Here is a 13,678-nt window from a genome sequence, read left to right as displayed (position 1 = left end):
AAATAAAATACGTGACATTGGCTAAACACAAATTGCCTGTTATTGTGATCGCGGGTCGTCCTAATGTCGGTAAATCGACATTATTCAATCGGCTGGCGGGAAGACGCTTTGCAATTGTAAGCGATCAGCCGGGGGTGACACGAGATCGGAAATCAGTTGACATTCTTCTAAACGATCGCCCCGTTACCTTAATTGATACGGCTGGATGGGAAGAGGATGATCCCGAAACTGTTCATGGTCGTATGCGTATATCCTCCGAACGGGCGGTTGATATGGCAGATGTGATTCTTTTTTGTGTTGATGCCAGAATGGGTGTAACACCTGTTGATGAACATTTTGCTCAATGGTTGAGAAAACAGGGGCGTAAAATTCTTTTGGTTGTGAATAAGGCCGAAGGTCATTCCGGAAATGTAGCCGCCTTGGAAATGTATAAATTTGGTTTGGGGGAACCCATTCCTGTTTCTGCAGAGCATGGTGAAGGTATCATGGATCTTGTAGACCGGATTGAGGTGGAGCTTCCAATTGAACAGTTCCAGGATAATTCGGCATTAAATATATCATTGGAAAACTCTGAAGATAAACCATTGAGATTGGCAATTGTGGGACGTCCCAATGCCGGCAAATCAACTCTGATCAATCAATTGATAGGGGAGCAGCGTGTAATTACCGGGCCGGAAGCTGGATTAACGCGGGATTCAATTTCAGTAACCTTTCATGATGAAAAAGGGGAAATTGAATTGGTTGATACCGCCGGATTGAGGAGAAAAGCCAGAATTGATGAGACACTTGAAAAAATGTCTGTCTCTGCCAGTATTGAAGCCCTTAAAATGGTCGAAGTGGTTGTATTGGTTATTGATGCTGAATTGGGCATTCATGAACAGGATTTACAAATTGCCCGTCTAATTGAAAGAGAAGGACGCTGTTGCGTTATTGCGCTTAATAAGTGGGATATTTTAAAGGATAGGGTGGCCACCCGCCAGAGTATAAGAGATAGAATTGAGATGTCGCTTTCACAAATGCATGGCATTCCTATCATTGCTTTTTCAGCTCTTACAGGTCGAGGGGTTCATAAATTAATACCCGCGGTTCGAAAAGCCTATGATGTTTGGAACAAACGTATTCCGACAGGGGAATTGAACCGTTGGTTTGAAGAGGCTATTTTGAGGCATGCCCCTCCCATGATTGATGGACGCAGATTAAAATTACGTTACATCACGCAAGCCAAGGCCCGACCACCAACCTTCATATTATTTGGAACTAGAACTTCAAAACTTCCCCTGGATTATCAGAGATATTTGATGAACGGTTTGCGTGAAATTTTTGATATGCCTGGAACGCCAATCCGTTTGCAATTCAGAGATAGCAAGAATCCATATATTCATGAAAAACAATGAAACTCAAAAAACACATTTTTAAAATTATTTTGTAATAAATATAAAAAATCTTCATACTTTTGCCTAAAACTTTGATAAAATTGAACTAAGTGATAAAAGAGTCCAAACCTTTTATTGCTTTTCAATAAAGAAAGGATGGCTTTTTATGTTTAATAAGAAAATGTTAACCTCTTTGGCTGTTGCCGGCGGTCTAAGCCTTGGCAGTATGGTATCCGCAATGGCCCAACCTGTTGGAATGGCACCTCCACCTCCACCTCCCGGTGGCATATTTGGGCCTGCGGTTGGTCCATTGGGATACATGTTCGAAAATCTTAATCTTAGCGCCGAACAACAGGCAAAAGCCAAGGTAATCGTCGATAGTGCTCGATTAAAGGAAGAAACCACTCGTCAGCAAGTTGAGGCTGTACATAGAGATATGGCAAATGCTTTATTGGCACCTGGTAAAGTAACAAAAGGAAATCTTGATCCATTTGTGGATAAATTGGAAAAACTTCACAGAGAAACTGCTGAAAATCATACCAAGACATTACTTGCCCTTCGTAACATTTTGACGCCAGACCAGTTGGTTCAGTTAAAAGCGCGTATCATCAAGATGAAGGACATTCATGGTCAAATGCAGTTATTGCGTGGACAGATGCGTCAAACAGCAACAAATGGAACCGCAGCACCAATGGTTGCGCCTAACCAAGCTCAATAATAATCAATAATTAGCTGAAGCTTTTTATAAGAAGCATGGTGACAGATAGAATTGAACAACATGCTTCTTATTAAACAATTATTCAATTGACAACTAATTAAAAATCAGGTTAATTCTATTTTCTAGATTAAGAAACGTTACCTCACGAAGGCTCGTGCAGTAACGCGTTATTTATTGTGTAAATGTAGGAAAAAAACGTGTTTAACCGTTTATCTGGTAAACTTTCTGGTGTATTTGACGGACTTTCGAAACGGGGGGCATTGTCTCAGGAAGACGTTAATGAGGCCATGCGTGAGATCCGTTTGGCAATGCTTGATGCTGACGTTGCTTTGCCTGTCGTCAAGGAATTTGTTAAAAAGGTTCAGGAAAAATCTGTTGGTCAGGAAGTCTTGCACAATATTTCACCTGGTCAGGCAATTGCCAAAATTGTAAATGATGCATTGATTGATGCATTGGGTGGATCAGGTGCTGTACCTCTTGCATTGAATGCTGCGCCACCTGTTCCTTATTTGATGGTGGGTTTGCAAGGATCTGGTAAAACCACGACTTCGGCAAAGATTGCATATTTCCTAAATCGTCGTGAACGCAAGAAAATATTGCTTGCCAGTTTGGATACCTATCGTCCTGCCGCCCAATTGCAATTGCAGCAATTGGCCAATCAGATACGCGTAACTGCATTACCAATTATCGAGGGACAAAATCCATTGCAAATTGCCAAACGGGCCATGGAGATCGGTCGTTTAGAGGGATATGATATTGTTATCCTGGATACAGCTGGACGTTTGGCGATTGATGATGTTTTGATGCAGGAGGTTCAAAATATCAGAGATGCGGTTCAGCCTGTTGAAACCCTTCTTGTCGTTGATGCTATGACAGGGCAAGATGCGGTTAACACAGCCAAGCATTTCAATGAGAAAGTTGGGATTACGGGTGTTGTTATGACCCGTATGGATGGGGATGCACGAGGTGGTGCCGCATTATCAATGCGGGCAATTACTGGCGCCCCAATCAAGCTGGTTGGTATGGGTGAAAAGGTTGATGCGTTACAGGAATTCTATCCCGAACGTGTCGCCAGCCGTATTCTGGGATTGGGAGATATAGCGGGGCTGGTTGAAAAAGCTTCTGAAACTCTCGATACAGAGGAAAATGAACGTCTTGCCAAGAAGATGCTCAAGGGAAAATTTGATTTGAATGATTATTCGACTCAAATTTCACAGATAAATAAAATGGGATCAATTTCCAACATTATGGACATGATCCCAGGTATGGGAAAAGTTAAAGAAAAACTTGGCAATAAAGAGATAGACACCTCGATTCTTAAACGTCATCAGGCCATTATTTCATCAATGACTAAGGCCGAACGTAAAAAGCCTGATATTATTAAGGCATCTCGTAAAAAAAGGATTGCGGCAGGATCGGGGACAACAGTTCAGGAAGTCAATCGGTTGTTAAAACAATATGATCAGATGGCTTCCATGATGAAGCGGTTTAACAAGCTGGGCGTTAAAGGTTTAATGCGACAGGGGTTATCTGCTCTTTTACCTAAAGGAATGACGCCTCCACCTGGTGGTGGGATGATGCGTTAGTTTCTTTCATTAATGGCTAGAATCTGGAGAAAAAGAATCAATGAGCCTTAAAATCCGTTTATCCCGTTCAGGGTCAAAAAAACGTCCATACTATCACATAGTTATTGCTGATAGCCGTTCACCTCGGGATGGACGTTTTATTGAAAAAGTGGGTTCTTATAACCCCATGCTTCCTTCCGATCATGCTGAAAGAGTTCGTTTGTTTAATGAACGGATTAGTTATTGGTTGACAAAAGGGGCACAGGCAACCGATCGTGTTGCACGTTTTTTGGCAAATGCTGGTTTGGCGGAAAAATTTGTCTATAACGAACAGCCTCAGAAGTCTGCGCCGAAGAAAAAGGCCCGGGAACGTGCTGAAGCCGCAGCTAAGAAAAAAGAAGAAGCTGAAGCTGAGGCTTAATTGTTGATTATTGAATAAGGTTGCCCCTTTGATGAAAAAACAGTTGGTTCATGTTGCAACGATCGGGAAACCCCATGGCGTTAACGGGCTGGTAAGGGTTTATTCGTATCTGGAAAAGGCAGCAGATCTACAAAATTACAAGGAACTGATTGATAATCATGGGGAGCGCTGGTCTTTAATCTGGAAAAATGAACCAATTGCCATCCTTTATGATGGAAATAAAAATCCTGTTGATTCCAGAACAAATGCCGAACATCTGACAAACCGTAAGTTATACGTAACAAGAGATTCTTTTTCAGATTTGGAAGAAGAGGAATTCTATTTGGTAGATTTAATTGGTTTGCAGGCTCGTGTTCAGAAAATCAATCAGCAAAAGGAAGCGTTTGGTATCATTGATCATGTCCATGATTATGGTGCGGGTACCAGTCTTGAAATCAAACTGGATTCCAAAGAAATCATTATTGTTCCTTTTACAAAGCAATGTGTACCGGTAATTGATCTTGAAGCGGGATGGGTAAAAATCTGTTTACCTCATTTTATTGAGGTTTCACCTAATGAAGGTAATAAGGGAAATGTGTTGGCAGATTGAATTGTTGACTTTATTTCCTGAGATGTTTCCCGGCTTTTTGGAATTTTCCCTGGCGGGCAAAGCATTAAAAGAGGAAAAATGGACTTTGAAAACGCATGATTTGCGTCAGTTTGGTCATGGCAAACATAAGGCTGTTGATGATACGCCGTTTGGTGGTGGGGCAGGAATGGTTATTCGAGTGGATATACTTGATGCTGCCTTACAGGCTACTTTACCGCAGGATGATCGTCCAGTTGTTTATTTTTCGCCGCGAGGACGTGTATTGCAACAAAAAGATATTCTGCGGTTTGTATCAGGGAGTGGTTTATATTGTATTTGTGGTCGCTATGAGGGGATTGATGATCGGATATTTCAAAAATATTCAATAGAGGAGATTTCTATTGGAGACTACATTCTTTCTGGTGGTGAGCCTGCCGCACTTGTTTTAATGGATGCCTGCATACGTCTGTTACCTGGTGTTATGGGATCTGATACCAGTGGGGAAGAAGAAAGTTTTTCTGAAGGTCTTTTGGAATATCCGCATTATACGAAACCTGCCAAGTGGCAGGGATATGACGTGCCCGAGATTTTACTTTCAGGACATCATGGGGCAATTGCTGCATGGCGTCAAGAACAGGCTGAAATGGTGACCAGAATGCGCAGACCAGATTTGTGGGACAGTTACCAGCGTAACAGTAACCTTAAAAATAATGACTGAATTTATATATTGTTAAAGGAAAAGATGATGGATATTATTCAAAAATATGAGGTTGACGAAATTGCTCGTTTAACAGCAGATCGTGCCATTCCTGAATTTTTCCCTGGGGATACAGTACGAGTTGATGTTCGTGTTGTTGAAGGGGAACGTAAACGTGTTCAGGCTTATGAGGGTGTCGTAATTGCACGTTCAAATAAGGGACTAAATAGTAATTTTACCGTTCGTAAAATTTCAAATGGTGAAGGAGTGGAACGTGTGTTTCCTCTTTATTCTCCAACAATTTCTGCGATTACGGTTGTCCGTCATGGTCATGTTCGTCGCGCAAAACTATATTATTTGCGTGGTCGTAGCGGTAAGTCAGCCCGTATTGCAGAACGTAATCGCGATGTTAATAAAAAAACAGAATCTGTTTAACAGGTTGAACTGATTTTTTATTTTATATTCTGATAATTTATAAAAATTATCAGAATAAATTATTTTAGTTTCTTGATATTTTGGATATATAAACTTATTGAATATAAAATTTTAAAAGGATAAAAAAATGAAAGCTCGTACTTTGTTTGATAAGTTGTGGGATAGTCACGTGGTAAAACAACTTCCAAATGGTACGGCACTCCTTTATATTGACCGTCACTTAATTCATGAGGTTACTAGCCCGCAGGCATTTGAAGGGTTACGGTTGGCTGGACGTAAAATTCACAGTCCGGAAGCGATGATGGCAGTTATTGATCATAATGTTCCCACAACAGATCGGGATAAACCGATGGAGGAAGGAGAAAGTCGTCATCAGATAGAAGTTTTAGAGAAAAATGTTAGGGAATTTGGTGTCCCATTCATTCCATTAAAATCTGCCCGTCAGGGGATCGTCCATGTTGTTGGACCCGAGGAAGGGATAACATTACCAGGTATGACTATTGTTTGTGGTGACAGTCATACTTCTACCCATGGTGCATTTGGTTCGCTGGCTTTTGGTATCGGAACTTCAGAAGTTGAACATGTGATGGCAACTCAAACCTTGCTACAGAAACCAGCCAAGAATTTTAAGATTAATATTGAAGGTAAATTAAAACCAGGTGTAAGTGCGAAAGATATTATTCTTGCTGTTATAGGAAGAATTGGTACAGCTGGTGGAACAGAACATGTAATAGAATTTACTGGTTCAGCGGTCAGAAATCTTGATATGGCAGGGCGGATGACCTTGTGCAACATGGCTATTGAAGCTGGTGCCAGAGCCGGGATTATAGCACCTGATAAAGTTACTTTTGAATATATTAAGGGGCGTCCATTTGCACCAAAAGGGAAAAATTTTGATGACGCTGTAGCTTACTGGAAAAGTTTGGCTTCTGATGATGGGGCGCATTATGATAAAGTTGTAGATATAGACGTCAACAATCTTGATCCTATGGTAACATGGGGAACAAGTCCAGAAGATGTGATATCTATTAAAGATAAAGTGCCAGATCCAGAAAAATTGAAGGATGAATCTCAACGTAAAAGAAAAAAACGCATGTTGAACTATATGGATCTGAAAGTTGGTCAACCGATTGCCGGTACAAAAATTGACGCTGTTTTTATTGGCTCTTGTACAAATAGTCGTATAGAAGATTTTCGGGCTGCGGCATATATTCTTAAAGGGCATAAAATTGCAGATCATGTCTGGGCATTGGCTGTACCCGGATCTGGATTAATTAAGAAACAAGCTGAATCCGAAGGATTGGATAAAATATTCAAAGAGGCAGGTTTTGAATGGCGTGAAGCTGGTTGTTCCATGTGTTTGGCAATGAATCCAGATCGTTTGGAACCAGGACAAAGATGTGCTTCCACATCCAATCGTAATTTTGAAGGTCGTCAAGGTCCTGGCAGTAGAACACATTTAGTATCTCCAGCCATGGCTGCCGCTGCTGCAATCAAAGGTGAATTAACGGATGTAAGGGATATGATGTGATGGAAAAATTTGACAGTTTGACAGCAATTGCAGCTCCATTACCCGAAGAAAATATTGATACTGATAAAATAATACCGGCTCGTTTTCTCAAAACGACCAAAAGAAGTGGTTTGGGTAAATTCGCTTTTTATTCTTGGCGTTATGATGATAATGGAAATGAACGAAAAGATTTTATACTTAATCGTGACCCGTATCGTCAGGCGAAAATTTTAATCAGTTATGAAAATTTTGGTTGTGGTTCGTCCAGGGAACATGCGCCATGGGCTTTGCTTGATTTTGGAATACGATGTGTAATTGCACCTTCCTTTGCGGATATTTTTTTTAATAATGCATTTAAAAACGGAATATTGCCGATAAAGGTGCCTAGGGAAATTTGTGAACAATTGGTTGAGGATACCAAAATGGGAGCAAATGCTCGTATATCGGTTGATTTGGTACATCAAGAAATTATACGACCTGATGGTGAAAAAATTAAATTTGAAATTGATCCATTACGCCGTCAATTGCTTTTGGAAGGTTTGGATGATATTGGTCAAACCATGCAACATGTTGAATCAATTAAAAATTTTGAAAACAACAGAAAAGAAAAGCAACCCTGGTTTCCTGAGATAGTAATTGATGAACATAATATATAATTAATTCTATTCATAAATGGTTCATTTATTTAACTGAGCCATTTTTCATATGTAATTAATTTCAAAAATAGGTATTAGTTTTTAGATTGAATTATTTTTATTATTGCGAGAATTTTTATGACAAAAGAAAAAAAAATTTTGGTATTGCCAGGGGACGGGATTGGTCCAGAAATCATGGAACAGGCTGTAAAAGTACTTGAATGGGCAGATAAAAACTCGACGTTATCTTTCAAGCTTGAATATGAAGTGGTTGGAGGTGCATCCATAGATCAAAATGGAATACCATTAACTCAAGAGGTTATTGAAAAAGCAAAAAAAGCTGATGCGGTTCTTTTTGGAGCTGTTGGTGGACCGAAGTGGAATAATATTGATTTTAATAATCGACCTGAATTAGGGATTATTGGTTTACGTAAAGAACTTGGTTTATTTGCCAATTTACGTTCAGCGATTGTTTTTGATTCTCTGATTGAGGCCAGTTCAGTTAAACCTGAGATCATTAAGGGTTTGGATTTAATGATTGTTCGCGAAAGCACAGGAGGCGTTTATTTTGGTTCTCCCAGAGGAATTGAAACATTACCTGACGGAACTCGTAAGGGAATCAATACAGAAGTTTATACAAGTAAAGAAATCGAAAGAATTGCCCGTGTAGCTTTTGAGTTGGCTCGTCAACGCCAAAATCATGTTTGTTCTGTTGATAAATGTAATGTGATGGAAAGCGGTCTTTTATGGAAGGAAGTGGTGACAGAGATTCACCAAAAAGAGTATCCAGATGTCAATTTATCTCATATGTTAGCAGATAATTGTGCAATGCAATTGGTCCGTCAACCCTCACAATTTGATGTTATTCTGACCAGCAATCTTTTTGGGGATATTCTGTCAGATTTGGCTGCAATGCTGACGGGAAGTTTGGGTATGTTGCCTTCAGCTACACTAGGGGAGAAACAGTCAAATGGGGTTATTCCAGCATTGTATGAACCAATTCATGGCAGTGCTCCAGACATAGCTGGACAAGGAAAAGCCAACCCCTTGGCACAAATTCTTTCTTTGGCGATGATGTTGAAATATTCATTTAATGAACAACAAAATTCACGGAAAATCGTAAATGCATGTAAATTGGTATTAAACCAAAATTATCGTACACCGGATATTATGAGTATGGGAAAAAAAGAGGTTAACACGCAAGAGATGGGAAAACTTATTCTTGATCATTTAAATGGAAAAAATTAAAAATATTGAATATAAAGTTTTTAACATAACTTTTGATAAATTATTATTCATTAAATGAATAAGATCAATTACAACGATATGTAAGGTTATGTTCAGCATAGGAAATGCTGGTAATCAACATTATCAATATAATATTTTGGGCAAATTTAATTCGTATCTAATATTATTTGCTCAATTTAGATTAATGGATTTTTGGTGATAAGAACTGATATTGTAAAATGTAAATTTACTTTAGAATATATCTTATAAAAGAAATATCATTTAATTTCTTTTATAAGAATAAAACTTTTGCGGTTTAAAAACCTTCACGTTCCAAACGTTTACGTTCCATTTTACGTGCACGTCTTACAGCTTCTGCAGCCTCACGGGCACGTCGCTCAGAGGGTTTTTCATAATGGCGACGAAGTTTCATTTCACGGAAAATTCCCTCGCGTTGCATTTTCTTTTTTAAAGCTTTCAAAGCTTGATCAACATTATTGTCTCTAACCAAAACCTGCACTTGGTCATCATCTCCTGTTAAAGTTAAAAGTTAAGTAATAAGGTATATAGTGTATATCAATGTTTATAATTGTTATAAGTTTACCGCAAACATACTCTATTTTATTTAAAAAGAAAATAGATTATTATTGTCTCACGGTTTTCAACTTATATAAAGTTTTTTATTTGTCTCGTTCTATAAATTTTGATTTACCTTTATACAAAGCTGGTGAAGAGTTATTATTTCTGCATGAAGATAAAATTCGATTTATGCAGGATATATTTTTTTTTATCCATCATGAAGCCATGTCTATCGTTGAACCAATATTAGATGAATATAGAATTGGGTTGGCTCATTTTCGATTGATGCAATTTATCTGTCATTATCCTGGGATTTCGGTAGGTGAGCTATGTTCAATGCTTGGAATTACAAAACAAAGTTTGAATCGCGTATTAAGAGAGACGCTTGAACAAGATTTTGTCTATTTTCAGCAAACTCCAACAGATCGCAGGAAAAAAGTGTTATTCTTGACAAAAAAAGGGAAAAAACTAGAGGAGGAACTTTTTAGTCTTCAACGCAAACAATTTGTTCGCGCTTTTAGAGAGGTTTCCAATAATACATATATAGAAGGATTCCAGCGTATATTATATGGTATGATCAGTAAAAAATCCAAAAAAATGCTAGAAAATCTTACCATTCGTAAAATTAAAGATAAAAATAATGTCGGAAAATAACAAATCACCAAACGAAAAAGATATTTTACATATTTTAGTTATTGATGATGATCCGCGTTTACGCCGGTTGTTACAGCGTTATTTAAGTGAAAATGGTTTCCGGATCAGTGGAGCGGAATCAGCATATGAAGCGCGTCAAATGTTAAAGTTTTTGCAACCTGATGCATTGGTACTGGATGTTACAATGCCAGGTGAGGATGGTTTGCAATTGACACATTCCCTTCGGGAGGAAGGCAAGGATATGCCGATCATCCTTTTGACAGCCAGGGGAGAACCGGAAGATCGCATAGCTGGATTGGAAGCTGGTGCAGATGATTATTTGGGAAAACCTTTCGAACCCAAAGAGTTGTTGCTTCGGCTGAAAATTCAGTTTCGCCGATTGACGCAACCCATTGCAGCGGAAAATATACGTTTAATTCGTCTTGGAAATATGGAGTTTGACCCTGTTCGAAATTTGTTATGCGATAAAAATGGCATTATTCATTTAACAGGGGGGGAGATAGCCTTGTTAAGGGTATTGGCGGCGCAACCTAATGAGATTTTATCCCGTGAGGAAATCGTTCAAAAAATTGGAATGGAGGAAATTGGTGAGCGTGCCGTTGATGTTCAAGTAACAAGGTTACGAAGACGTATTGAGACGGACCCTCGACAACCGCAATTTTTACATACCGTAAGGGGTAAAGGGTATGTTTTAAAACCTGGATATTGAAAAATTAATTAATAACAGAAAATATAATTGTGAAAAATTCATATACGAATTTAAAAATTCCAAATTATTTTATAAATCGTAAATTTATTGTTGAACGCACTGTACGACGAATTTTGCCGCGCTCTTTATTTAGTCGTTCACTTTTGATGATTTTAATTCCATTGATTGTTACGCAAACAATTTCACTGGAATTGTTTTATGGTAATTATCTTAGTACTGTTTCTCGTCGTTTGACAGATACTGTTGGCAGTGAGGTTGAGTTCATCGTCAATCAGTTTAACCAAACTAATTCGAGAGTAAAATGCAATCAAATTATTGAGGATGCACAAAAATATTTTCAATACTCGATTACCTGGCGCAAAGGTCAAATATTCCTTGGAAACTCAAGAAAAAAATCGAATATTATCGGACCTGTTGATGAGCTTCTCAATCAAACCCTGACGGATCGACTTGATGAACGGTTTGTTGTTGACTGGTTCAGTATAAAAGATCAGGTCAAGATATCCATAGAATTAAAACAAAGTGTAGTGGACATTCTAATACCCAAAAAAAAATTAACGGCTGGTAGTGTTTGGCTTTTTATTTTCTGGATTGTGGGAAGTGCCTTGGTTTTGTTTATAATGACTTCTGTTTTTGCGTGGATACAGTTCAGGGCCATTCGAAGATTATCCAGATCTGTTGAAAAATTTGGTAAAGGGATTGATCCAGGTAATTTACATCCTGATGGTTCAAGAGAACTAAGGAATGCAGCAATTGCCTTTAATGTCATGCGTGAAAGAATTTTAAGATATGTCAAACAACGTACTGTTATATTGGCAAGCGTTTCTCATGATTTGAGAACGCCTTTGACTCGATTAAGGCTGAGTTTAGCCATGCTCCCTCAAAAAGGAATGTTTAATGCTGAGGAACAGGTTCAAGATATCTTGGAAATGATTACCGACATTGAGGAAATGGAACAAATGATTTCTGCTTACCTTTCCTTTGCAAGGGGTGAAGGAACGGAAGAACCGGTTCTAACAGATGTTTCTCAGTTAATTAAAGATTGTGTTGCAGCAGCATCTCGGGCTGATACACGATTTTTGTCAGTTGAAATTGATCATGACCTGCCAGATTTGATTATTAGACCTCATAGCATACGCCGAGTTTTTTCCAATATTTTAGATAATGCTAAAAGATATGGGGGGGATGTAAAACTAAGGGTTCATATGAAAGGAAAAGGAATACAGTTCATCATCGATGATGACGGTCCAGGAATTGAAATCGAAAGAAGGGAAAGTGTATTCACGCCATTTGAGACAGGTAATAGACAAAAAGGGACCGGATTGGGATTGTCTATTGCGAAAAATATAATTCAGGGACATGGTGGTGATATAAAATTAGAAACCAGCCCATTGGGAGGGCTGAGAGTAATCATATTTATACCCAGATAGTTTTATGGCAATGTATTTCCTGAGCTGCCAGGTCCACCCGTTGTAAGTGGATTGCTTGAGAAAGGACCACCGTTACTGTTCGGTCCGAAGGTACTTCCAAGTCCCATTGCACTTAGTGGAGAGTATTTGCCAATATTTCCTAATAATTGCTGGAAAAAATTAGTTTTTGTTCCAGGAGTTGGAGTTACCTCTGATACCATGCTGACATTTTTAGCGTCTCTTTTACCCAATTCTTGAATTTTTGTTAATGTCCCACTTTCATTAAAATATAAGGAGAGCACTTTTTGTTTTTTTATTCCTGGATAGGAAAGCGGGACAAGATGAGTCATCATCGATATGTAAATCCAGTTATTATTATTAAATGTCGCGTAGGTTGTAGGAGATCCCAAAATGTCGATAACATCTGATTTACTGGTACTGTTAACTTTTAATGCAGAAAGGTCATTTTTTTCAATTATTGTTCCTCTTGGCATTGGAGGGGGGGAGAGAACTGAGCAGGCGGAAAATAATAGGCTGCAAGAGATTAAGGAACCTAAAATAATATTCTTGCTTGTTTTTTGCTTAAATTGAGGACAGGATTTATCTTTAAGAAGGGATACAAGAGGTTTTTTGTTGAAGCTGGAAGGCATAATGAATACATGATCCTCAAGTTAAACGAAAAATTAATCTTATAATTAAAGAGGTATTGTAGTTTAAATTAAACTGCAACAAAAAAAAACATTAGAAAGAAAAAAATGAATAACTGTTGCGAGTTTTCAAAAAAAATATTTATCAATCAAATACAAAAAAAAGAATTCAGGGTTACCATTGAAGCAAATAAATCAGAAAGAAAGGCTTTGGCTGAGCGGTTTTCAATTCCTGAAATTCTTTCTTTGTCATGTTTTTATAAATTGGCTTATTTTCATGGTGGGCATATAAGGGCGCAGGGAATACTGAAAAGCAGCATAATACAAAATTGTGTTGTTTCCCTAGAGGATTTTCCGGTTGATATCGAAGATGGATTTGAGTTGATTTTTATACCTTTGTCTCAAGTTTCAAGTGAACTGGAGGAGCTGGATGATCCAGATATCATTCCTTATGATAATGACTATATTGACATTGGAGAAGTAACCGCACAGCAACTAGCATTATTACTGGATCCTTATCCTCATAAGCCA

At 38.3% G+C, this 13,678-nt stretch carries 16 protein-coding genes; 14 read left to right on the top strand and 2 right to left on the bottom strand.

Features of this window, described 5'->3' with window-relative positions; genetic code table 11:
- Positions 1 to 11: 11 nt before the first annotated feature.
- The 10 genes from der to leuB all read left to right on the top strand — a co-directional run bounded on the left by der (position 12) and on the right by leuB (position 9,170).
- Positions 12 to 1,394 (top strand): ribosome biogenesis GTPase Der, encoded by a 1,383-nt coding sequence (gene der, locus U0839_RS02925; protein ID WP_413550043.1) that lies wholly within the window; start codon positions 12 to 14, stop codon positions 1,392 to 1,394.
- 145 nt (positions 1,395 to 1,539) lie between these two features.
- A complete protein-coding gene (locus U0839_RS02920; protein WP_413550042.1) occupies positions 1,540 to 2,091 on the top strand; it encodes a Spy/CpxP family protein refolding chaperone in 552 nt (183 codons plus the stop codon).
- 197 nt (positions 2,092 to 2,288) lie between these two features.
- On the top strand, positions 2,289 to 3,677 hold the full coding sequence (gene ffh, locus U0839_RS02915) for a signal recognition particle protein (RefSeq protein WP_198209907.1): 1,389 nt from the start codon (positions 2,289 to 2,291) through the stop codon (positions 3,675 to 3,677).
- 40 nt (positions 3,678 to 3,717) lie between these two features.
- The gene (rpsP, locus tag U0839_RS02910; protein ID WP_155565328.1) at positions 3,718 to 4,077 is read left to right on the top strand and encodes a 30S ribosomal protein S16; all 360 of its coding nucleotides are present in this window, start codon (positions 3,718 to 3,720) and stop codon (positions 4,075 to 4,077) included.
- Between the two features lie 31 nt (positions 4,078 to 4,108).
- Positions 4,109 to 4,666 (top strand): ribosome maturation factor RimM, encoded by a 558-nt coding sequence (gene rimM, locus U0839_RS02905; RefSeq protein ID WP_155565329.1) that lies wholly within the window; start codon positions 4,109 to 4,111, stop codon positions 4,664 to 4,666.
- Positions 4,650 to 5,363 carry a tRNA (guanosine(37)-N1)-methyltransferase TrmD gene (gene trmD / locus U0839_RS02900; RefSeq protein WP_110438905.1) on the top strand — a complete coding sequence of 238 codons (714 nt, stop codon included), beginning with the start codon at positions 4,650 to 4,652 and terminating at the stop codon, positions 5,361 to 5,363. Before rimM ends, trmD begins: the two co-directional genes overlap by 17 nt.
- 27 nt (positions 5,364 to 5,390) lie before the next feature.
- Entirely contained in the window at positions 5,391 to 5,777 is a 387-nt protein-coding gene (gene rplS / locus U0839_RS02895) for a 50S ribosomal protein L19 (protein ID WP_110438906.1), read from the top strand.
- Positions 5,778 to 5,904: 127 nt separating this feature from the next.
- Complete coding sequence (gene leuC / locus U0839_RS02890) at positions 5,905 to 7,308, top strand: 3-isopropylmalate dehydratase large subunit (RefSeq protein WP_155565330.1); 1,404 nt, start codon at positions 5,905 to 5,907, stop codon at positions 7,306 to 7,308.
- Positions 7,308 to 7,943, top strand: a complete 636-nt coding sequence (gene leuD, locus U0839_RS02885) for a 3-isopropylmalate dehydratase small subunit (RefSeq protein ID WP_155565331.1) — start codon at positions 7,308 to 7,310, stop codon at positions 7,941 to 7,943. The genes leuC and leuD overlap by 1 nt, the downstream gene beginning before the upstream one ends.
- A 117-nt stretch (positions 7,944 to 8,060) precedes the next feature.
- The gene (gene leuB, locus U0839_RS02880) at positions 8,061 to 9,170 is read left to right on the top strand and encodes a 3-isopropylmalate dehydrogenase (protein ID WP_155565332.1); all 1,110 of its coding nucleotides are present in this window, start codon (positions 8,061 to 8,063) and stop codon (positions 9,168 to 9,170) included.
- Positions 9,171 to 9,465: 295 nt separating this feature from the next.
- Here the strand turns inward: leuB and rpsU are convergent, their stop codons facing one another.
- The gene (gene rpsU, locus U0839_RS02875) at positions 9,466 to 9,669 is read right to left on the bottom strand and encodes a 30S ribosomal protein S21 (protein WP_084440514.1); all 204 of its coding nucleotides are present in this window, start codon (positions 9,667 to 9,669) and stop codon (positions 9,466 to 9,468) included.
- Between the two features lie 164 nt (positions 9,670 to 9,833).
- Between rpsU and U0839_RS02870 the strand changes: the two genes are divergently transcribed.
- Genes U0839_RS02870 through U0839_RS02860 form a run of 3 tightly spaced genes read left to right on the top strand, consistent with a single transcriptional unit; the run spans position 9,834 to position 12,521 of the window.
- The gene (locus tag U0839_RS02870; protein WP_162988571.1) at positions 9,834 to 10,382 is read left to right on the top strand and encodes a MarR family winged helix-turn-helix transcriptional regulator; all 549 of its coding nucleotides are present in this window, start codon (positions 9,834 to 9,836) and stop codon (positions 10,380 to 10,382) included.
- Positions 10,369 to 11,091: a response regulator transcription factor gene (locus tag U0839_RS02865; RefSeq protein WP_110438910.1), complete on the top strand. Its 723-nt coding sequence runs from the start codon at positions 10,369 to 10,371 to the stop codon at positions 11,089 to 11,091. Before U0839_RS02870 ends, U0839_RS02865 begins: the two co-directional genes overlap by 14 nt.
- Before the next feature lie 29 nt (positions 11,092 to 11,120).
- Positions 11,121 to 12,521 carry an ATP-binding protein gene (locus U0839_RS02860; protein WP_155565334.1) on the top strand — a complete coding sequence of 467 codons (1,401 nt, stop codon included), beginning with the start codon at positions 11,121 to 11,123 and terminating at the stop codon, positions 12,519 to 12,521.
- A gap of 2 nt (positions 12,522 to 12,523) precedes the next feature.
- On the opposite strand, the gene U0839_RS02855 is transcribed toward U0839_RS02860, so the two are convergent.
- The gene (locus tag U0839_RS02855; protein WP_155565335.1) at positions 12,524 to 13,150 is read right to left on the bottom strand and encodes an outer membrane protein assembly factor BamE; all 627 of its coding nucleotides are present in this window, start codon (positions 13,148 to 13,150) and stop codon (positions 12,524 to 12,526) included.
- Between the two features lie 105 nt (positions 13,151 to 13,255).
- Between U0839_RS02855 and U0839_RS02850 the strand changes: the two genes are divergently transcribed.
- On the top strand, positions 13,256 to 13,678 hold a 423-nt coding region (locus tag U0839_RS02850; protein WP_413550041.1), incomplete at its 3' end, for a YceD family protein.

The organism is Commensalibacter sp. A3DC, assembly GCF_047307945.1.
GTDB classification, from domain to species: Bacteria; Pseudomonadota; Alphaproteobacteria; order Acetobacterales; family Acetobacteraceae; genus Commensalibacter; species Commensalibacter melissae.
The sequence above is the reverse complement of the archived record's forward strand: the minus strand, read 5'-3'. Positions and strand labels throughout refer to the sequence as shown.

Bases quoted from the DNA above. Each gene is read 5' to 3' on its own strand.
- U0839_RS02855 (WP_155565335.1), bottom strand. From the start codon at position 13,150: ATGCCTTCCAGCTTCAACAAAAAACCTCTTGTATCCCTTCTTAAAGAT.
- rimM (WP_155565329.1), top strand. From the start codon at position 4,109: ATGAAAAAACAGTTGGTTCATGTTGCAACGATCGGGAAACCCCATGGC.
- leuB (WP_155565332.1), top strand. From the start codon at position 8,061: ATGACAAAAGAAAAAAAAATTTTGGTATTGCCAGGGGACGGGATTGGT.
- U0839_RS02920 (WP_413550042.1), top strand. From the start codon at position 1,540: ATGTTTAATAAGAAAATGTTAACCTCTTTGGCTGTTGCCGGCGGTCTA.
- rplS (WP_110438906.1), top strand. From the start codon at position 5,391: ATGGATATTATTCAAAAATATGAGGTTGACGAAATTGCTCGTTTAACA.
- leuD (WP_155565331.1), top strand. From the start codon at position 7,308: ATGGAAAAATTTGACAGTTTGACAGCAATTGCAGCTCCATTACCCGAA.
- leuC (WP_155565330.1), top strand. From the start codon at position 5,905: ATGAAAGCTCGTACTTTGTTTGATAAGTTGTGGGATAGTCACGTGGTA.
- trmD (WP_110438905.1), top strand. From the start codon at position 4,650: ATGTGTTGGCAGATTGAATTGTTGACTTTATTTCCTGAGATGTTTCCC.
- U0839_RS02865 (WP_110438910.1), top strand. From the start codon at position 10,369: ATGTCGGAAAATAACAAATCACCAAACGAAAAAGATATTTTACATATT.
- rpsP (WP_155565328.1), top strand. From the start codon at position 3,718: ATGAGCCTTAAAATCCGTTTATCCCGTTCAGGGTCAAAAAAACGTCCA.